This is a genomic window from Streptomyces sp. URMC 126 (genome assembly GCF_051386555.1).
GTDB lineage: Bacteria > Actinomycetota > Actinomycetes > Streptomycetales > Streptomycetaceae > Streptomyces.
In genome coordinates this window covers 1-19,292 of sequence record NZ_JBPQTX010000064.1, presented here as the reverse complement: position 1 = coordinate 19,292, position 19,292 = coordinate 1, and the positions used below count along the sequence as shown (strand labels likewise).

The following is a 19,292-nucleotide window of genomic DNA, read 5'->3' as shown; positions in this document are numbered from 1 at the left end:
CCCTCCGGCTCATGTGCTCGCACCGGCATCAGAAGGCCGAGTATCCAGCACGAGAGGCCCTCGGAACACGGACTTCACGATCACAGCACGGTCTCGACCCGCAATGGGTCTTCCCCGGGTTCCTAACCTGGCAAGCTCAGTTCGAACCACACGGTCTTGCCGTTGTCACCCCGGCGGGTACCCCAACGACGGGACGCCAGTGCGACGAGTTGCAGTCCGCGGCCGCCCTCGTCGTCGGCTTCGGCCACGCGTTCGCGGGGCGGATCGGGCAGCGGATCGGAGACCTCGACCTGGAGCACCCGGCCGGCGCGGGAGTACATCCGGACGCCGATGGGGCCGGTGGCGTGCCGCAGGGAGTTGGTGACGAGCTCGCTCACGAGGAGGACGGTGACGTCGCTGACGTCGGCCAGGCCCCAGGAGAGCAGCGTGTCGCGGACGAGCGTACGGGCGGTGCGCACCGCGCCGGCCTCGGCGGGGAAGCTCCATTCGGCGAATCCCGGCGTCGATGCCAGTGCGCTGTCGCTCACGCCGACCACTTCCCAGACGCTGACGCGACCCAGCCGGAATGCCCGGCTTGGGGCTAATAATCAGCACATACCCGGTATGGGGACCGGTGTATCGCTCGCGCCCACAGTCGGGCTACGGCGGATGGGGGAAGGCGGCGCACCGGCGGAAGACACGGCGCACCGGACGGGGAGTGACGCACCGGCGGGGCGCCATGCCGACGGGGCGGCGCACCGCGGGGCGGGCGCACCGGACCGCGCCGGACGCGCCGAGCCCCGTTACGGACGCGGGTGGCCCCCCGGTCAGGGGGCCACCCGTACGCGTTCGACTATGTAGAGCTGCCGGCGACCCCGCCTGCCGGGGGCCGCCTCCAGGTTCTCGTCCAGGCGGTCGGCCACGCGCTCGGCCTCGGTCCTGGTGGCGTACCGCCCGACGCGGTAGCGATTGCCGTTGTCGTCCTGGCGGATCACCAGCCAGGGCAGGACCGGTTCGCTCTCACTCATCGCCCCTGCCCTTCCGCCGTCGCACCCTTCGGGAAGAAACCGCAGTCCGCATATGCCCGAGCGTACGCCCGACCTTTACTCAGCGGATACGTGTTTTCACGAAGAGGTGCGCATTCGGCCACGCGTACGTGGCCGGGGCGCGTGCGGGGGGTACGGCGCGAGGGCGGGAGGTGCGGCGCGAGGGCGGGGCTTACGCCTTGGCCGACCGCTCGACCAGGTCCTCGGGCTCGAGCATCGCCTCGTCGGCCTCGATCTCCGCGATCTCCTTCTCGGCGGCGACCAGCGTGGGGTTGCGCCAGGCGCTCCGCACGCCCCACATGTAGAAGGCCAGGCCGATCAGGGCGACGACCACCAGGTCCCAGCCCTCGCCGAGGTAGCCCTTGCCGCCGTAGTCCTTGCCGCCGGCCCACGAGACGAAGGCCATGACCAGCAGGTACGCCACCATCCAGGCGCCGGCCTTCAGGTGCGGCTTGAGCTCGTCCCACGGCTTGCGCAGCTCGTACCAGGCCCAGATCGGCAGACCGACCGCCATGATCAGGATGACCTTGCCGGTGAGCGGCCACTTGCCCCAGTAGAGGACGAGCGAGCCGAAGATCATCGCGATGGGCGCGATGACGGGCATGGCGCGCAGCTTCACCGGGCGGGTGATGCCCGGGGCGATGCGGCGCAGCGACATCACGGCGACGGGGCCGGTGATGTAGGAGATGACGGTCGCGATGGAGACGATCTCGGCCAGCGAGCCCCAGCCGCGGAAGACGGCGAGGAAGAGGAAGGCGATGACCAGGTTGAGCAGCAGGGCCGGACGCGGGACGCCGGTCTTCGGGTCGACCTTGCCGAAGACGGCCGGCAGGTGGCCGTTCTCCTGGACGCCGTGGATCATGCGCGAGGTGGTCGCGGCGTAGATCATGCCGGTGCCGGAGGGGGAGATGAAGGCGTCCGCGTAGAGGACGATCGCCAGCCAGTTCAGGCCCCAGGCGATGGCCAGGTCGGCCAGCGGGGACTTGTAGGTGAGGGCGTCCCAGCCGCCGCCGAGGTCACCGGCGGGGACGGCCATCAGGAAGGCGACCTGCAGCGCGATGTAGATGACCAGCGCGATCAGGATCGAGCCGATGACGGCCTTCGGCAGCGACTTGCCCGGGTTGCGGGCCTCACCGGCCATGTTCAGCGGGGACTGGAAGCCGTTGTAGGCCCAGACGATGCCGGACGTGGCGACGGCGGTGAAGACCGCGCTCCAGCCGTTGGGCGTGAAGCCGCCCGCGACCTTGATGTTGTGCGTGTCGAAGTGCGACCACATCAGGGCGCCGGCGGTCAGGACCGGAACGACGACCTTGAAGACGGTGATCGCGTTGTTGGTCTTCGCGAACAGGGTGATCGCGAACCAGTTGAGGAAGAAGTAGAAGATCAGCAGCACGCTGGCGAGGGCGACACCGCTGCCGGTGAGCTCCTTGCCGTCGTACAGCTCCTTGGCCCAGGACCACTTCCAGGAGCTCATGTACTGGACGGAGGCGGTCGCCTCGCCGGGGATGACGGAGACGATCGCGATCCAGTTGGCCCAGGCGGCGAGGTAGCCGGCGAGCGAGCCGTGCGAGTACTGGCCGTAGCGGACCATGCCGCCGGCCTTGGGGAACATCGCACCCAGCTCGCTGTAGGTCAGCGCGATGGTCAGCGCCACGACGGCGCCGATGACCCAGGCGAGGATCGCCGCCGGGCCGGCGATACCGGCGGCCCGCTGGGCACCGAAGAGCCAGCCGGAGCCGATGATCGACCCGAGGCCGACGGCCGTCAGGGCCACCGGACCGAGGGTCCGGCGGTAATTGGAGTGGGAACCCTGTTCGGTACTCAAGCCCCGGCTCTCCTTTTCTTTCTTACTCCCCCACAGCAGGACACAAACCGCGCCATCGTACGAGCGATTTGGCCGAGTTGGTTCTGCCAAAAGGCCCTGAGCTGGGGCTATGTGAGTTTTGCAACATCAGAGACCGGGTCTTTACATGGGGGCATAGCGGTGCATACCGCGCAGTTCCTACCCTCGGGTAAGGGGCGCGCGTAAGAGGCCCTTTCCGGCCACACCCCTGACCGACGCGGCGGTTCCGCCGAACGTCGGAAACGTTCACGAGGACGACACGTCCACGTCACCGTCAGCTGGTACGCGAACCGGACGCCGAGCGGTTCCGCCGGCCCGCAGTGACCCGCGTTACTCGCGGGCGCGCGAGAACCCGCCCCCCGGCCGGAAACCCGCTACGCGTTACTTCACGGGAAGGTGGTAGGCGACCCGATGCCGCTCGGCCAGCATCACCACGTCCGCCGTCTCCACCGCACGGCCGCCCGCGAAGTACGTCCGCGAGACGACGAGAACGCAGTGGCCCGGCACCCCGCCGAGCGCCAGCGTCTCCTGCGCCAGGCCGGGACGAGCGCTGATCTCCTCGGTGACGTTGTCGACGACCAGGTCGATGGCGGCCATCCGCTCGACCACGCCACGGCCCGCCAGCGGCCCCTCCTCGGGCAGCATCACCGGCGTCCGCCCGGTGACGGCGAGCGGCTCCCAGGAGGTGGAGAGCATCGTCGGCTCGCCGGCGCAGCGGAAGAGGTAATCGGTGCGCATCACCCGGTCGCCGGGCGCGATCCGCAGCCGCTCGGCGACCCCGGCCGACGCGGGCATCTGCTCGCTGCGGGCCTCCCAGGTGCCCTTGACCCGGGGGTCGGCCTGCTCCTGGCGGAAGGACGAGGACTCCCCCACCCCCCGGTACCCGGTGCGCACCACGGCCCGCCGCTCGGGCCGCTCCCTGACATAGGTGCCGGACCCGGACCGGCCCTCCACCAGCCCCTCGGCCATCAGCACCTTGCGCGCCTCCAGGGCGACCGTGTCCGAGACGCCGTACTGCTCGCGGATGCGGGCCTGCGAGGGAAGGCGGGTGTGCGGCGGCAGCTCGCCTGCGACGATCTTCTGACGGAGATCGCCGGCGACGCGGAGATATGCGGGCTGGTCACCGAATGCCACGTCCACTCCCAAGGTTGACGGTCCGCAACAGCTTGGCAACTCACGGTTGCGATCCGCAACTGAGGGCCAAGGAATCACTAGATGTGGTGAATTGCAGCTCAGAAGGGTGTGAGCGCCACCCTGACGCACGTGCAATACGCACTCTCCGATGGCACATCTGCGACGATGCGGACGATCTCAGTGATCTTCGGGAGTACCAGGCGATCGAGGCGATCCGGGCCTTCGAGGCCCTCGGCCGCTTCGGAAGACCCAGGGAACCGGTGATCCTAAGGAGCCCTCGTGCGCCGCCTCCCGCCACCCACTGCCCTGCTGTGCGCCCTGCTGCTCACCTCCGGCACGGGCTGCGCCCCCGCCGGCACGACCGTCCGCCCCGCCGACTCCGCGACCGCCGGCGCCAAGGGCGTCGGCGACCCCCTCTTCCCCGCCATGGGCAACGGCGGCTACGAGGTGGAGCACTACGGCCTCTCCCTCACGTACGAGCCGAAGGACGGCAGCCTCACCGGCACCGCCGAGATCAGCGCCCGCACCGACCGGGCGCTGTCCTCCTTCAGCCTCGACTTCCACGGCCTCCAGATCGACCGCGCCACGGTCGACGGCGCCACGGCCGCCGCCACCCGCGCCGGAGACGCCCTGCGACTCACCCCCGCCAAGGAACTGGCCGCCGACACCGCCTTCACCGCCGTCATCAGCTACCACGGCGTCCCCGAGGCGCTCACCGACCCCGACGGCTCCCAGGAAGGCTGGCTCAAGACCCCCGACGGCGCCGTGGCCCTCGGCGAACCGAACGGCTCCATGGCCTGGTTCCCCGGCAACCACCACCCCTCCGACAAGGCCGCCTACGACCTGACCGTCACCGTCCCCGAGGGCATGACCGCCGTTTCCAATGGCGAACTCGGCAAACAGGAGACCGCGAACGGCAGGACGTCTTTCGCCTGGCACACCGCCGAGCCGATGGCCAGTTACCTGGCGACCGTCGCCATCGGCTCCTTCACCCTCGACCGCACCGCCGCCGGCACGGTGCCGCAGACCGTGGCCATCCACACCGCCCAGGCGAAGCGGGCGGCCGACGTCCCCTCCTGGGTCGCCTCCGCGACCGACTGGGGCGCCCGCCTCTTCGGCCCGTACCCCTTCTCCTCCACCGGCGCGACCATCGGCTCGGGCCCGTCGATCGACTACGCCCTGGAGACCCAGACCCGCCCCTACTTCAACCACGCCCCCGACGAGATCTCGGTGGTCCACGAGATCGCGCACCAGTGGTTCGGCGACTCGGTCACCCCCGGCTCCTGGCAGGACATGTGGCTCAACGAGGGCTTCGCCACCTACGCGGAGTGGCTCTGGCAGGAACAGCACGGCGGCCCCACGGCGGCGGACACCTTCGCCGAGTACTACGCCCTGCCGGCAACGGACGACCTCTGGTCCTTCGCACCGGCGAAGCCCCCGTCCGCCGAGGAGGTCTCCGGCGACCCGGTCTACTACCGAGGCGCGATGACCCTCCAGAAGCTCCGCGAAACGATCGGCGACACGGCTTTCTTCACCATCCTCCGCACCTGGACCACCGACCACCGCCACGGCAACGTCCGCACCACGGATTTCACGGACCTCTGCGCCAAGGCGACGGGCAAGAACCTGACGCCCCTCTTCGAGAAGTGGCTGTACACATCCGGAAAACCGACGACGCCCTGACCCGTACCGCGAGGAGAAACATGACGCCCAATCACGTACTCCGGGGCGTATACGAGATCCTGGACGAGCGATTCGTCACCGACCGCTGCGTGAACGGCGACGCACGCCTCGATCGGCTGTACGGAGAGTGCCGCTGGGCCGAGGGCCCGCTCTACCTCCCCGCCTGGCGCCAGCTCGTCTGGAGCGACATCCCCAACGACCGCCTGCTCCGCTGGGACGAGACGACGGGCGCGGTCAGCACGTTCCGCTCCCCCGCCGGCCACGCCAACGGCAACACCCTCGACGCCCAGGGCCGCCTGATCACCTGCGAACAGGGCAACCGCCGCGTCACCCGCACCGAACCCGACGGCACGATCACCGTCCTCGCCGACCGCTTCCAGGGCCACCGCCTGAACAGCCCCAACGACGCCGTGGCGAGCGCCGACGGCACCATCTGGTTCTCCGACCCGGACTTCGGCATCCTCACCGACTACGAGGGCCACCGCGCCGACAGCGAGATCGGCGCCTGCCGCGTCTACCGCATCGACCCGGCGACCGGCGCGGTGACCATCGCCGCGGACGGCTTCCAGGCCCCCAACGGCCTCGCCCTCTCCCCGGACGAACGCCGCCTCTACGCCGCCGACACCCGCCTCAACGAGATCCGCGTCTTCGACATCCACGACGACGGCACCCTCTCGGACGGCGACCTCTTCGCCACCTGCCGCCCCGGCCCCGGCACGTTCGACAACATCCGCCTCGACGCCGCGGGCCACCTCTGGGCCGCCGCCTGCGACGACGGCGTCCACTGCTACACCCCCGACGGCACCCTCATCGGCCGCCTCCTGATCCCCGAAACCGTCTCCAACATCACCTTCGGCGGCCCCAAAAACAACCGCCTCTTCATCACCGCCACGACGTCCCTGTACTCCCTGCTGATGTCAGTGACGGGGGCACCGCGCGTCCCGGCCGGGAGCGGACGGCGACCGCGGGACCGCTACTGACGGGAGCGTGCGCACTTGCGTGCGCCCCACGGCCCCGACCTACGCTCGCGCCGCTGGAGCCAAAGCAAGCATCCGGGGGGATGTATGGCGAGAACCGCGCGGCAGACCATGAACGCGTTACGTCGCTCCACGAGCGTTCACCTCCACTCGACGGCGGACCTCGCCGCACAGGTCGACTCGGCCGCGGCGGCGGCCGACAGAAAGCGCCGGGAAAAGGGTCAGGAACCCGTACGCAGGAAACCCACACTGCGGCCCGTCGCACAGGCCGAGACGGACCGGGCCGTGGAACTGACGCCATGGCAGGTGCTGCACACTGTGGCGCGCGGTTACGTGCTGGCCGGCCAGGGAATGGGACGCGGACTGGCGGAACACTGGTTGAGCTTGAAGTACTGCGAGGCACTGGACGCCAACCGCGCCGGCGCCATGGACCTCACCGACAAGGGCCGCACCCCTGAACGCTGGTACAAGGCCATGCAGGCCCGGGAGCTGGCCGTCGGCTTCGGACTCGCCGCGGCGGAGCACATCCTGCGGCAGCGGTACCCGGGCCATGTCCTCTCGGTCGTGGACACGAGCACGGTGCTGCGAGCCGGCTGGCCCCTCGGCGTCTCCCAACGTAACAAGGCCGCACGTCCCCGCCCCGACTACCTCATCGAGGCATGGAAACCCGGCGAGCCCTCGAAGATCACGCTCGTGGCCTGCCGGGGAAACCATCAGAAACCGGGCAGAACGAGCGGCCGAACCCGGACCACCACCATCCGGCAGCTGGTCAAGGGCGCCGAGCTGACCGAGGGCATGCAGATAGGTCCGTGGAACACCACACCGTGCCTGGTGCTGTCCACTGAGCTCGCGGGGCAGGGCGGGATCGTGGTCAACGTTCTGGAGTCTCCGGGTGAGACCCTTCTCCCCCTCCGCTCACCCGGTGCTCCCGGGAGCGCCGACGAAGAGATCAGGGACAAGCCCGGCATCCCCTATGTCAATGCCATCCGCATACCGGCCCGTGAGGGGCGGCGGGCGCGCAGCGTCGACGGCTTCCAGGTGCCCGAGGACGACCTCGGCTGGTTCGGCCAACTCGTGGCCCGCACCGGCGCGGCCGGTCTGGCCGCCTTCTCGGGCGGAACCCGGATCACGGCCCGGTACCTCACCGCGCGCCAAGGACGAGAGCACTACGACGTGCCCGCCTTCTCGGCCACGTCGAGCCTCGACGACGCGGAGACGGAGCTCGGCGGCATGAAGTTCGTCGGGACGGACCACGTCTTCCGCATGGGCTCCGTACGCGTCGAGGCGTTCTCCGGCATGGCCGACGACCTGTACAGGCTCATCAGCCAAGGACGCGTGGAAGAGTACCGGCGGAGGGCCTGCGACCTAGGTTCCTCATGGCGCGAAGACGCCGGCGCGGGCCGTCGGAGCGGCGCCGTCTCCTTCCACGCGGACGGCACCGTGATGGCCCTGGACATCCTGCCGGTACGCAGAAGGCGCACGCCCTGAGCCCCTCGCGCGGCGCCGCGCAGTCCTCGGCCGCGAAACACGGCGGTGCCTTGCTTCGCGACGATCTCCGGCATGGTGCGGGTTCATCCAGCGCATCCAGAACCAGAGGAACGGTGGACGCATGCCCCAACCGCTGCCCAGAAGGTCCATTCGCGACCCGCGCGCCCACCTGGCCGAAGCAGTGACGACGAAGAGGTCGGACTCGACCGAGCCCGACCTCTTCTGAACCGCGTGTTCGCCACGTCAGCGACGGGAGGTTACTCCACCCGCTACACGTTGAAGCGGAACTCCACCACATCGCCGTCCGCCATCACGTACTCCTTGCCCTCCATGCGGGCCTTGCCCGCTGAGCGGGCCTCGGCTACCGAGCCGCAGGTGACGAGGTCGTCGAAGGAGATGACCTCGGCCTTGATGAAGCCCTTCTGGAAGTCCGTGTGGATGACGCCGGCGGCCTCGGGGGCGGTGGCGCCCTTCTTGATGGTCCAGGCGCGGGATTCCTTGGGGCCGGCCGTCAGGTAGGTCTGGAGGCCGAGGGTGTCGAAGCCGACGCGGGCGAGGGTGGCGAGGCCGGGCTCGTCCTGGCCGACGGACTGGAGGAGTTCGAGGGCCTCGTCCTCGTCCAGCTCGGCGAGGTCGGCCTCCAGCTTGGCGTTGAGGAAGATGGCCTCGGCCGGGGCGACGAGGGCGCGCTGCTCGTTCTTGAAGGCCTCGTCGGAGAGCTCCTCCTCGTCCACGTTGAAGACGTAGAGGAAGGGCTTGGTGGTGAGAAGGTGCAGGTCGTGGAGGGGGTCGGCCTTCTCGGAGCCCTGGACGACGCCCGCCGAGAAGAGGGTGCGGCCCTCCTCCAGGATCGCCTTGGCCTCCTCGACGGCCTTGACCTTGGCCGCCTTGTCCTTCTGGATGCGGGACTCCTTGACCAGGCGCGGCAGCACCTTCTCGATGGTCTGGAGGTCCGCGAGGATCAGCTCGGTGTTGATCGTCTCGATGTCGTCCTTGGGCGAGACCTTGCCGTCGACGTGGACGACGTTCTCGTCCTTGAAGGCGCGGATGACCTGGCAGATCGCGTCGGACTCGCGGATGTTCGCGAGGAACTTGTTGCCCAGGCCCTCGCCCTCGGAGGCGCCGCGCACGATGCCCGCGATGTCGACGAAGTCGACGGTGGCCGGGAGGATCTTCTGGGAGCCGAAGATCTCGGCGAGCTTGGTGAGCCGGGCGTCGGGGACGCCGACGACGCCCACGTTGGGCTCGATGGTGGCGAACGGGTAGTTGGCCGCCAGCACGTCGTTCTTGGTCAGGGCGTTGAACAGCGTCGACTTGCCGACGTTGGGCAGACCGACGATTCCGATCGTGAGCGACACGTGGCGACTTCCTGGTAGTGAGGGCCCGAGGCGAACAATGGCGGCAAGGGGGCCCGGTCCGGGCCGGTCCACCAGTCTACGGGTCCTCGGCGGGCACCGGCCGGGGCGGCCGGAGCGGACGGGGCCACGCGTCCCCCAGCGGGTCGAACGAACGGCCGACCGGGGGTGTGGAGCGTGTCCAACGCCGGGTTCCGGGCGGTCCGCGACCTAGTTTGGACGGGTGGACCAACCCGGCGCACGCATCACTCAGCACAGGATCCGTCGCACGGCCCCGGTGCCCCGCCCGGCCGCCCCGGTGGGGCAGGGCAGAGGGGCCCCGGTCGAACGGGAGCGGGCGGGTCGCACCCCGCCGCCGCCGCTGCGGGTCCTCCGGCGGGATCAGCCGGTCCGGCTGACCGGGCTGGGCAGTGGGCTCCTGGCGGTGCTGGCGATGCTGGCCGCCGGGGTGCTGGTCGCCCGGCTGGGCGCGGGTTCGCCGGCCGCCTACGGCGTGCTCTTCGTCTTCTGCTGCGCCGTCTGCGCGCTCGGGGTGCGGCCGACGGAGCTGGTGGCCGCGCCGGTGAGCGCGCCCATCGCGTTCGCCGTGGGCGCCCTCCCGGTCACGGCCGTCACCGCCGGCTCCGGCGGGCTCGCCGGGCGGGTGATGGCCCTCGTCGGCTTTCTGTCGCTGCAGGCCGGGTGGCTGTACGGCGGGACGCTGCTCGCCGCGCTGATCGCCCTCGGCCGCCGGGTGCTGCTGGTCAGGCGCCGACGGCTGGCCCGTGCGCAGGCCCGGCGGCGGCCATCGCGGCCCCCACGATCCCCGCGTCGTTCTCCAGCTCAGCGGGAACGATCTCGGCACTGACGCCCTCGATCAGCGGCAGGAACCTCTCGGCCTTGCGGCTGACGCCCCCGCCGACGACGAAGAGCTCGGGCGAGAACAGCGCCTCGACGTGCCGCAGGTACTTCTGCACCCGGCGCGCCCACCGGTGCCAGCTGAGGTCGCCCTCCTCCTTGGCCCGGCTGGAGGCCCGGGTCTCGGCGTCGTGGCCGTCGAGCTCCAGGTGACCGAGTTCGGTGTTGGGGACGAGCCGGCCGCCGGTGAAGACGGCGCTGCCGATGCCGGTGCCGAAGGTGAGCACGATGACGGTGCCGGTGCGGCCACGGCCGGCGCCGAAGGTCATCTCGGCGATGCCGGCCGCGTCCGCGTCGTTCAGCAGAGTCACCGGGGCGCCGATCCGGGCGCTGAGGAGGGCGGCGGCGTCCCGGCCGATCCACGCCTTGTCGACGTTGGCGGCCGTCCTGGTGACGCCGCCGGTGACCACGCCGGGGAAGGTCGCCCCGACCGGGCCGCCGGACCAGCCGAAGTGGTCCAGCACCTCCTTGACGCGGTCGGCGACCGCGTCCGGAGTCGCGGGGCGCGGGGTGAGCACCTTGTGGCGCTCGTCCGCCAGGGCCCCGCCCGTCAGGTCGACCGGCGCGCCCTTGATGCCGGATCCGCCGATGTCCACACCGAATGCGTCCATGGCGACCACGCTACGGGCGGAAGCCCGCCGTCACCCCTTGATCGCCTCACCCGAGGCGCCGGAAGCGCCGTCGGAAGCGGCCGCCGGGCCGGCGACGGCCGCCGCGGCCTCCGCGCGCAGGTCGCGGCGGAGTTCCTTGGGGAGGGAGAAGGTGATGGATTCCTCGGCGGCCTTGACGGTCTCGACGTCCTCGTAGCCACGGGCGGCGAGCCATTCGAGGACGCCTTCGACGAGGATCTCGGGCACGGAGGCGCCGGAGGTGACGCCGACGGTGCTCACGCCCTCCAGCCACGCCTCGTCGATCTCCTCGGCGTAGTCGACCAGGTGGGCGTCCTTGGCGCCGGCGCCGAGGGCGACCTCGACCAGGCGGACGGAGTTGGAGGAGTTCTTGGAGCCGACGACGATGACGAGGTCGGCCTCGGCGCCCATCTGCTTCACGGCCGTCTGGCGGTTCTGCGTCGCGTAGCAGATGTCGTCGGACGGCGGGGAGAGGAGGTTGGGGAACTTGTTCTTCAGCGCGCCGACGGTCTCCATCGTCTCGTCGACGGAGAGGGTGGTCTGGGAGAGCCAGACGACCTTGTCCGGATCGCGGACCTCGACGTTCGCCACGTCCTCGGGGCCGTCGACGAGCTGGATGTGGTCCGGGGCCTCGCCGGAGGTGCCGATGACCTCCTCGTGGCCCTCGTGACCGATCAGGAGGATGTCGTAGTCCTCGCGCGCGTAGCGGACCGCTTCCTTGTGGACCTTCGTCACCAGCGGACACGTCGCGTCGATCGTCGCCAGCTTGCCGCGCGCGGCCTCCTCGTGCACGACCGGGGCGACACCGTGCGCCGAGAAGATGACGATGTTGCCCTCGGGCACCTCGAACGTCTCGTCGACGAAGATCGCGCCCTTCTTCTCCAGCGTCTTCACCACGTATTTGTTGTGCACGATCTCGTGGCGCACGTAGACCGGCGCGCCGTACTGCTCCAGGGCCTTCTCGACGGCGATCACGGCACGGTCCACGCCCGCGCAGTAGCCACGGGGGGCGGCGAGCAGGACCTTTCGAGCGCTGGTTGCAGTCATGCCGTCCATCGTACGGGCCGTCACCGACAACGGCGGCGCGTCCCGGGGTCCTCCCCGGGCCCGGGCCGAATACTGGCCGGGCGGCGCCCGGGCGCACGGATCCGGACGCACGCGTCCGCCGTCCGTCCCCGCGCCCCCTCCGCCCCCGCACACGACCGACCACCCGCAGGGAAGGCCCGTATGTCCGCACCCTCCGCACCCCCGTTCCCGGAGTCCGGCGCCGACGGGGGCGGCTCCCTCCGCCGCACGCTGACCTTCCGGGACCTCGTCGTCTACGGGCTGCTGTTCATCGCGCCGATGGCACCCGTCGGCGTCTTCGGCACGCTGGTGGCGAAGGCGCACGGTGCGATCGCCACGGTGTACCTGGTGGCGACGGTGGCGATGGGGTTCACGGCGTACTCGTACGCGCGGATGGTGCGGGTGGTGCCGCGGGCCGGTTCCGTCTACGCCTACGCGCGGGTCGGGCTGGGCGAGGGGGCGGGGTTCGTCGCCGGGTGGATGGCGATGCTCGACTACCTGCTGGTCCCCGCCGTGGCCTACCTCTTCTCGGGCATCGCGATGCACGCCCTGGTGCCGGCCGTGCACCCGTGGGTGTGGACGGCGATCGCGGTGGCGGTGACCACCTGCCTCAATCTGGCGGGGGTGCGGGTGGCGGCACTGGCGGGGTTCGTGGTGCTGGTGGTGGAGATCGCGGTGCTGTGCGTCTTCGTGGCCGCGGCGGCCTGGGCGCTGGCCGCGGACGGGCCCCGGCGCGGCTGGCTCGCGCCGCTGACCGGCGAAAACGCCTTCGACGCGGGCGCGGTGCTGACGGCGGTGTCGGTGGCCGTGCTGTCGTACCTGGGCTTCGACGCGATCGCCGCGTTCGCGGAGGAGACGACGGGCGGGCCGGAGCGGGTGGCCCGCGCGGTGCTGACCTGCCTGGTGACGGTGGGCGTCCTGTTCCTCGTCCAGACGTATCTGGCGGCGCTGCTCGCGCCGTCGTCAGCGGCGGAACTGGCCGGCGACCCGGCCCGGCAGGGGGCGGCGTTCTACGACACCGTGGACGCGTCCACCGGACGGTGGCTGCACGACCTGGTCGCGGCGAGCAAGGCGGGCGGGGCGGCCTTCGCGGCCCTGTCCGGGCAGGCGGCGGCCGGGCGCCTGCTGTTCGCGATGGCTCGCGACCGGCGGTTGCCCGGTGGTCTGGCCTCGGTCGACCGGACGACCGGTGTGCCGCGGCGGGCGTTGCTGGGCGCCGCCGTGGTCACCCTGGGCGCGGCGGTGTGGGCCGCCCGGCGTGACGACGGGCTGGACCGGCTGGTGTCGGTGGTGGACGTGGGGGCGCTGGTGGCTTTCGGGCTGCTGCATCTTTCGGTGATCGGGTGGTTCGCGGTACGCCGGCGGGCCGCGGGCCGTGGCCGTCTCGGCGTGGTGGCGAACGTACTGGTCCCGCTCCTCGGGCTGGGTGTGGTGGTGGCGGTGATCGCCGAGGCGGCCGTGACGGCACAACTGGTGGGGGCGGTGTGGCTGGGGGTGGGGCTGGTGGTGCTTGTCGTGCAGGAGGTGCGCGGGGCGGCGCGGTGAGCCGCCCCTTCACCGTTCCCGGGGGGGCGAGCCCCATGACACCCGAAAGCGGCTTCACCGCTCGTCCGCAAGCGCCGGACGGGCCGCGAGGCCGCCCCCGATACCCTCGACCCCATGGCGCTCTCCACCTCCCCCGACGCCCCGATCCCCGTCGGCCAGGTCTCCCGGCTCATCGGCGGCTGGATCGACCGGCTCGGCGCCGTCTGGGTCGAGGGCCAGATCACGCAGTTGTCGCGGCGGCCGGGGGCGGGGGTGGTCTTCCTGACCCTGCGCGACCCGTCGCACGACATCTCCCTCTCGGTCACCTGCTACCGGGCGGTGTTCGACCGGGTCGCGGACGTCGTCGCCGAGGGCGCCCGGGTCGTCGTCCACGCCAAACCGGAGTGGTACGCGCCGCGCGGATCGCTGTCGCTGCGGGCGGCGGAGATCCGGCCGGTGGGCGTCGGGGAGCTGCTGGCGCGGCTGGAGCAGCTGAAGAAGTCGCTGGCGCGGGAGGGGTTGTTCGACGCGGAGCGGAAGCGGCCGTTGCCGTTCCTGCCGCAGTTGATCGGGCTGGTGTGCGGGCGGGCGTCGGCCGCCGAGCGCGACGTGCTGGAGAACGCCCGGCACCGGTGGCCGGCCGTCCGCTTCGAGGTGCGCAATGTGCCGGTGCAGGGCGTGCACGCCGTGCCCAAGGTCATCGAGGCGGTCCGGGAGCTGGACGCGCTCGACGAGGTGGACGTGATCGTCGTCGCGCGCGGCGGCGGCAGTGTGGAGGATCTGCTGCCGTTCTCGGACGAGCAGTTGGTCCGGGCGGTGGCCGCGTGCCGGACGCCGGTGGTGTCGGCGATCGGGCACGAGCCCGACTCCCCGCTGCTCGACCTCGTGGCCGACCTGCGGGCGTCCACCCCCACCGACGCCGCCAAGCGCGTCGTCCCCGACGTCGGCGAGGAGCTGGCCCGCGTCGAGCAGCTGGGGGGCCGGGCGCTGCGGGCGGTGACCTCGCTGCTGGACCGGGAGGAGCGCGGACTGGCCGCCGTGCGGGCGCGGCCGTGCATGGAACGTCCGCAGCGCATGGTGGACGAGCGCGAGGAGCAGGTCGAGGGGCTGCTGGGCCGGGCCCGGCGGACGTTCGGGCACCTGCTGGACCGGGCCGACTCGGAGCTGTCGCACACCCACGCCCGGGTGGTGGCCCTGTCCCCGGCCGCGACGCTGCGGCGCGGGTACGCCGTGCTCCAGCACGCCGACGGGTCGGTGGTCCGGGCCGCGGACGAGGTGGCGGCGGACGAGGAGCTGCGGGCGCGGGTCGCCGAGGGCGAGTTCACCGTGCGCGCGGTGGCCTATGCGGCGGAGGAAGAGGCGTAAGGGACGGACCGCCGAGCCGGCGGGCGGCCCCGCGGTGCCCCTCCCGGCAGGCCCTACGCTGGGCGGCATGGCGAAAACGGATGAGTCCGGCACCGCGACCGGCGCGGACGAGGAGCTGAGCGCGCTCGGCTACGAGCAGGCACGGGACGAGCTGATCGAGGTCGTCCGCAGGCTGGAGACCGGCGGTCAGACGCTGGAGGAGTCGCTGGCCCTGTGGGAGCGCGGCGAGGCGCTGGCGCGGGTGTGCCGGCACTGGCTGGAGGGGGCCAGGGCGCGGCTGGACGCGGCGCTCTCCGCGCCCGCGCCCGAGCCGGAGCCGGGAGCGGAGCCGGCCGGCGGGGAGTGATCCGGGAAGGGCGGCCGGGCGGTTCCGGCGCGCCCCGGCCGCCGGGGTGACCCACGCCGCTTTAGTTTAAGATTCAGTTGAAACTTCACACACTTTTGTCTAGTGTGGACATCGGCCGACCCCGTACGACCCCCACAGCAAGGAAGGTCACCCCCATGACTCTCGCCCTGGACACCGCCGCGCAGGACCTGCTCTTCCGCGAGGCCCACACGGCCAACGCGTTCACCGACGAGCCGGTCACCGACGAGCAGATGCAGGCGCTCTACGACCTGATCAAGTACGCCCCCACGGCGTTCAACCAGACGCCGCTGCGCATCGTCCTGGTCCGCTCCGAGGAGGCCCGCGAGCGGCTCGTCGCCCACATGTCCGAGGGCAACCAGGCGAAGACCAAGGCCGCGCCGCTGGTCGCGATCCTGGCCGCCGACAACGAGTTCCACGAGGAGCTGCCGGCCCTGTTCCCGGCCTTCCCGCAGGCCAAGGACGTGTTCTTCAGCGAGCGCCCGGTGCGTGAGAAGTCCGCCGAGCTGAACGCCGCGCTGCAGGCCGGCTACTTCATCCTGGGCGTCCGCGCCGCCGGCCTGGCCGCCGGCCCGATGACCGGCTTCGACGCGGCGGGCGTCCAGAAGGAGTTCCTGGACGACGACCACACCCCGATGCTCGTCGTCAACATCGGCAAGCCGTCGGAGGACGCCTACCGTCCCCGCTCCCCGCGTCTGGCCTACGACCAGGTCGTCTCGGTCGTCTGACGCCGTCGGACGCGGGCCGGCACCGGTCGGCCGCCGCCGCCTTCCAGGGGCCCCTCGCGGGCCCCTTCGGCGTTTCCGGGCGCGCCCTGACCTCCGGGATGCCCTGACCGCCGGGTCAGCTCTCCGGCTTCTCGTCGGGCTCGGAGGACGCCTTGGCGTCCGGCTTCCCCGCCGTCTTCCCGTCCGGCTTCGCGTCCGGCTTCGCGTCCGACTTCCCGTCCCGGAGCGCCGCGGCCATCTCCACGAGCCGGCGGTCCGACGCCGTCCCGGCGAGAACCGTGGTCACCCCGCGCTCCGTCCGCACCAGGGCGTTGTACTTCTCGCCCTCGTAGCGCTGCCAGACGGTGTCACCGACGCGCTGCGTCCGCTTCGTCGCCTCGGCGTGCTGCGTGGAGTCCTCGATGAAGTCGCCCGCCGGGCCGTCGCTCTGCTCGATCTGGACGTACTCGGTGTCCGGGTCGATGAAACCCAGGTGCCACACCTTGCCCTCGCCGCGCTCCTGGCGGTACCAGACCGAAGTCGCCCGCCAGTCGGCGCCGAGCCCCTCGGGGGCCACCACCGGGTACGGCGCCGCGCGCCGGGCGGAGGCGACCTCCACCTGGTAGCCGACCGTCTTCACCGGGTCGCGACCGGTGCCCTCGTGCGGGAGCACGAAGTAGCCCGTGCCCGCGACCGGAACCACCACCGCCAGCGACAGCAGCATGTTCCGTACCGTCTTGTTCTTCCCGTTCCTGGCTGCCACCCCCCCATCGTCCCCCATGACCTCGGCGATCATCACGCCGGAGGGGTACGGCCGCGCCGCGGCGGGCACCCGGGGCCTTGACGCCGCTCATGCGTGGGGCGCCCTGCTCATTCTCGAAATCAGCGGATAAAGTCATGGACACCCTCACCCTCCTGGCTTACCCGGCAGGAGGGGACCCACGGCCGACCGCCGTACAGAAAGGTGCGCCCGATGACCGATCACCAACTCCCGTCCCAGCTTGAGGTCAGCCCGGAGGCCCCGGACCGCAACCTCGCCCTGGAGCTGGTCCGGGTGACCGAGGCGGGCGCCATGGCCTCGGGCCGCTGGGTCGGCCGCGGAGACAAGAACGGCGCCGACGGCGCCGCCGTCCGCGCCATGCGCGCGCTCATCCACACCGTGTCGATGAACGGCGTCGTCGTCATCGGCGAGGGCGAGAAGGACAACGCCCCGATGCTCTACAACGGTGAGCGCGTCGGCGACGGGACCGGCCCGGAGTGCGACGTGGCCGTGGACCCGGTGGACGGCACCACGCTGACCGCCAAGGGCATGGCCAACGCCGTCTCCGTGATGGCCGTCGCCGACCGCGGCTCGATGTTCGACCCGTCGGCCGTCTTCTACATGGACAAGCTGGTCACCGGCCCCGAGGCCGCGGACTTCGTGGACATCAACGCCCCCGTGGCGGTCAACATCCGCCGGATCGCGAAGGCGAAGCGCTCCTCCCCCGAGGACGTGACGGTCGTCGTCCTCGACCGGCCGCGCCACGACGGCATCGTCAAGGAGATCCGCGAGGCCGGCGCCCGCATCAAGTTCATCTCCGACGGCGACGTGGCCGGCGCCATCATGGCGGCCCGCGAGGGCACCGGCGTGGACCTGCTGCTGGGCATCGGCGGGACGCCCGAGGGCATCATCGCCGCCTGCGCCATCAAGTGCCTCGGCGGCACCATCCAGACGAAGCTGTGGCCCAAGGACGACGAGGAGCGGCAGCGGGCGATCGACGCCGGGCACGACCTCGACCGGGTGCTCTCCACGGACGACCTGGTCAGCGGCGACAACGTGTTCTTCGTCGCCACCGGCATCACCGACGGCGACCTGCTGCGCGGTGTGCGCTACCGCGCCGAGACGGCGACGACGCAGTCGCTGGTCATGCGGTCCAAGTCGGGGACGATCCGGCAGATCGACTCGGTGCACCGGCTGTCGAAGCTCCGGGCGTACAGCGCGATCGACTTCGAGCGGCCCAGCTGAACCGCTGCACCGCTGCACCGCCGCACCGGTTCGGGCGTTCCGGCCGGTGCGAACGCCCGGCTCGGCCCCGCGCTGAAGCCCGGTCGAGCTCCGACGGAGCCCTGACGGAAGCCCGGCGGAAAGCTCGGCTGAAGCCGGACCGAAGCCCCGTCGAGGCCGACCGGAGGCCCGGGCCGGGCCCGCCCCTCCGGGAAGCGGTACGCCGCCCGTCCCCGGACGCCGGACGGGCGGGGCCGGTCGAGCCGGCCCGTCCGGCGTCCGGGAACCCGGGGCGTCGCTACCCCGCCGCGGCCACCCGCGTCGACCGCTGGAGCTCGGCGTCCCGGCGCCGGCGGCGGGCGAGGACGACGCGGCGCTCGGCGGCGGTGAGGCCGCCCCACACTCCGTACGGCTCGGGCTGGAGCAGCGCGTGCTCCCGGCACTCGACCATCACGGGGCAGCGCGCGCAGACGCGTTTGGCGGCCTCCTCACGGGACAGACGCGCCGCCGTGGGCTCCTTCGACGGCGCGAAGAAAAGACCGGCTTCATCCCGGCGGCACACCGCCTCCGAATGCCAGGGGCCGGCCTGATCCCGCGCGGACATCCGCGGCGACGGTACGGCGGCTTCCTGCAGGGGCTGATGCGGTAGCAGCACGGTCCACTCCTGACGACGGCTTTGCTCGGCCGGTTGAGTCACCCTTGCCCGTCTCACCGCTCACGGCCCCCATTCCGCGGTCGCGCCCGCAGCCGTGCGAGAGACGATGCACCAAGCTTTACCCGCTGTGCGCGTGCTTATTCACACCGTTGCCATGACCGGAATCCCGTCCGTCACCCCCGTCCCGCGTCCCCGCCGGGGCGGTCAGCCGGCCGCGCGGAGGTCCTTGACGCGTTTGCCCGCCCGGGCCTTGGCCGTCACGCCGCCGAACAGCGCCCACCCCGTCACCACGACCTCGGGCGCGCCCTCGTCGGGCGACTCGTGGCCGTCGACGTCGAACCCGCCGAAGACGCCGGTTCCGGTGCAGCGCAGCGAGACGTTCTCGGGGACCTTGATCTCGACGCCGCCGAAGAGGGCCCAACTGCTGACGACGACGGTCCGCTGCTCGAAGAACGCCTCGGTGAGGTCGATCTCCACCCCGCCGAACAGGGCGAACGCGTTCAGCCTGCCGCCGACCCGCCAGCGGCCCCGGCGGGCGGCGCCGCCGAAGACGGCTATCAGGTTCTCGGCGGGGGCGGTCGGGGCGTAGGGGTCGGC

19 protein-coding genes are annotated in these 19,292 nt (G+C 71.6%); 9 read left to right on the top strand and 10 right to left on the bottom strand.

Annotated elements, in window-relative coordinates; all coding sequences use genetic code 11:
- Positions 1-122 precede the first annotated feature (122 nt).
- The 4 genes from ACSNOK_RS10895 to ACSNOK_RS10880 all read right to left on the bottom strand — a co-directional run bounded on the left by ACSNOK_RS10895 (position 123) and on the right by ACSNOK_RS10880 (position 4,002).
- Entirely contained in the window at positions 123-536 is a 414-nt protein-coding gene (locus ACSNOK_RS10895; protein WP_436780411.1) for an ATP-binding protein, read from the bottom strand.
- A 270-nt stretch (positions 537-806) separates the two neighbouring features.
- A complete protein-coding gene (locus ACSNOK_RS10890) occupies positions 807-1,007 on the bottom strand; it encodes an SPOR domain-containing protein (RefSeq protein WP_436780410.1) in 201 nt (66 codons plus the stop codon).
- Between the two features lie 190 nt (positions 1,008-1,197).
- Positions 1,198-2,850 carry an APC family permease gene (locus ACSNOK_RS10885; protein ID WP_436780409.1) on the bottom strand — a complete coding sequence of 551 codons (1,653 nt, stop codon included), beginning with the start codon at positions 2,848-2,850 and terminating at the stop codon, positions 1,198-1,200.
- A 399-nt stretch (positions 2,851-3,249) separates the two neighbouring features.
- Positions 3,250-4,002, bottom strand: coding sequence for a GntR family transcriptional regulator (locus tag ACSNOK_RS10880; RefSeq protein WP_436780408.1), 753 nt, complete (start codon positions 4,000-4,002; stop codon positions 3,250-3,252).
- 279 nt (positions 4,003-4,281) lie between these two features.
- Between ACSNOK_RS10880 and ACSNOK_RS10875 the strand changes: the two genes are divergently transcribed.
- The 3 genes from ACSNOK_RS10875 to ACSNOK_RS10865 all read left to right on the top strand — a co-directional run bounded on the left by ACSNOK_RS10875 (position 4,282) and on the right by ACSNOK_RS10865 (position 8,150).
- Positions 4,282-5,685 (top strand): M1 family metallopeptidase, encoded by a 1,404-nt coding sequence (locus tag ACSNOK_RS10875; protein WP_436780407.1) that lies wholly within the window; start codon positions 4,282-4,284, stop codon positions 5,683-5,685.
- A gap of 20 nt (positions 5,686-5,705) precedes the next feature.
- Entirely contained in the window at positions 5,706-6,665 is a 960-nt protein-coding gene (locus ACSNOK_RS10870; protein WP_436780406.1) for an SMP-30/gluconolactonase/LRE family protein, read from the top strand.
- 282 nt (positions 6,666-6,947) lie between these two features.
- The gene (locus ACSNOK_RS10865; RefSeq protein ID WP_436780405.1) at positions 6,948-8,150 is read left to right on the top strand and encodes a hypothetical protein; all 1,203 of its coding nucleotides are present in this window, start codon (positions 6,948-6,950) and stop codon (positions 8,148-8,150) included.
- 269 nt (positions 8,151-8,419) lie between these two features.
- Here ACSNOK_RS10865 and ychF read toward each other — a convergent pair whose 3' ends face one another.
- Entirely contained in the window at positions 8,420-9,508 is a 1,089-nt protein-coding gene (gene ychF / locus ACSNOK_RS10860; protein WP_436780404.1) for a redox-regulated ATPase YchF, read from the bottom strand.
- 295 nt (positions 9,509-9,803) lie between these two features.
- On the opposite strand from ychF, the gene ACSNOK_RS10855 reads away from it, so the two are divergent.
- The gene (locus ACSNOK_RS10855; protein WP_436780403.1) at positions 9,804-10,352 is read left to right on the top strand and encodes a DUF6542 domain-containing protein; all 549 of its coding nucleotides are present in this window, start codon (positions 9,804-9,806) and stop codon (positions 10,350-10,352) included.
- On the opposite strand, the gene ppgK is transcribed toward ACSNOK_RS10855, so the two are convergent.
- A complete protein-coding gene (ppgK, locus tag ACSNOK_RS10850; protein ID WP_436780402.1) occupies positions 10,249-11,013 on the bottom strand; it encodes a polyphosphate--glucose phosphotransferase in 765 nt (254 codons plus the stop codon). The genes ACSNOK_RS10855 and ppgK overlap by 104 nt on opposite strands.
- A 30-nt stretch (positions 11,014-11,043) precedes the next feature.
- On the bottom strand, positions 11,044-12,087 hold the full coding sequence (locus tag ACSNOK_RS10845; protein ID WP_436780401.1) for a 4-hydroxy-3-methylbut-2-enyl diphosphate reductase: 1,044 nt from the start codon (positions 12,085-12,087) through the stop codon (positions 11,044-11,046).
- 171 nt (positions 12,088-12,258) lie between these two features.
- Here ACSNOK_RS10845 and ACSNOK_RS10840 point away from each other — a divergent pair, with 171 nt between their 5' ends.
- The 4 genes from ACSNOK_RS10840 to ACSNOK_RS10825 all read left to right on the top strand — a co-directional run bounded on the left by ACSNOK_RS10840 (position 12,259) and on the right by ACSNOK_RS10825 (position 16,077).
- Entirely contained in the window at positions 12,259-13,641 is a 1,383-nt protein-coding gene (locus ACSNOK_RS10840) for an APC family permease (protein WP_436780400.1), read from the top strand.
- 114 nt (positions 13,642-13,755) lie between these two features.
- A complete protein-coding gene (gene xseA, locus ACSNOK_RS10835; protein WP_436780399.1) occupies positions 13,756-14,985 on the top strand; it encodes an exodeoxyribonuclease VII large subunit in 1,230 nt (409 codons plus the stop codon).
- Positions 14,986-15,052: 67 nt separating this feature from the next.
- Entirely contained in the window at positions 15,053-15,331 is a 279-nt protein-coding gene (locus ACSNOK_RS10830) for an exodeoxyribonuclease VII small subunit (protein WP_436780398.1), read from the top strand.
- A gap of 155 nt (positions 15,332-15,486) precedes the next feature.
- On the top strand, positions 15,487-16,077 hold the full coding sequence (locus ACSNOK_RS10825) for a malonic semialdehyde reductase (RefSeq protein WP_436780397.1): 591 nt from the start codon (positions 15,487-15,489) through the stop codon (positions 16,075-16,077).
- Between the two features lie 115 nt (positions 16,078-16,192).
- Here ACSNOK_RS10825 and ACSNOK_RS10820 read toward each other — a convergent pair whose 3' ends face one another.
- The gene (locus tag ACSNOK_RS10820; RefSeq protein WP_436780396.1) at positions 16,193-16,819 is read right to left on the bottom strand and encodes a DUF4245 domain-containing protein; all 627 of its coding nucleotides are present in this window, start codon (positions 16,817-16,819) and stop codon (positions 16,193-16,195) included.
- A 210-nt stretch (positions 16,820-17,029) separates the two neighbouring features.
- Here ACSNOK_RS10820 and glpX point away from each other — a divergent pair, with 210 nt between their 5' ends.
- Positions 17,030-18,061 carry a class II fructose-bisphosphatase gene (gene glpX / locus ACSNOK_RS10815; RefSeq protein WP_436780395.1) on the top strand — a complete coding sequence of 344 codons (1,032 nt, stop codon included), beginning with the start codon at positions 17,030-17,032 and terminating at the stop codon, positions 18,059-18,061.
- Between the two features lie 277 nt (positions 18,062-18,338).
- Here glpX and ACSNOK_RS10810 read toward each other — a convergent pair whose 3' ends face one another.
- Both ACSNOK_RS10810 and ACSNOK_RS10805 read right to left on the bottom strand, forming a co-directional pair.
- Entirely contained in the window at positions 18,339-18,644 is a 306-nt protein-coding gene (locus ACSNOK_RS10810) for a WhiB family transcriptional regulator (RefSeq protein ID WP_004941922.1), read from the bottom strand.
- 255 nt (positions 18,645-18,899) lie between these two features.
- A partial coding sequence (locus tag ACSNOK_RS10805; protein ID WP_436780394.1) for a LiaF domain-containing protein occupies positions 18,900-19,292 on the bottom strand: 393 nt, incomplete at its 5' end.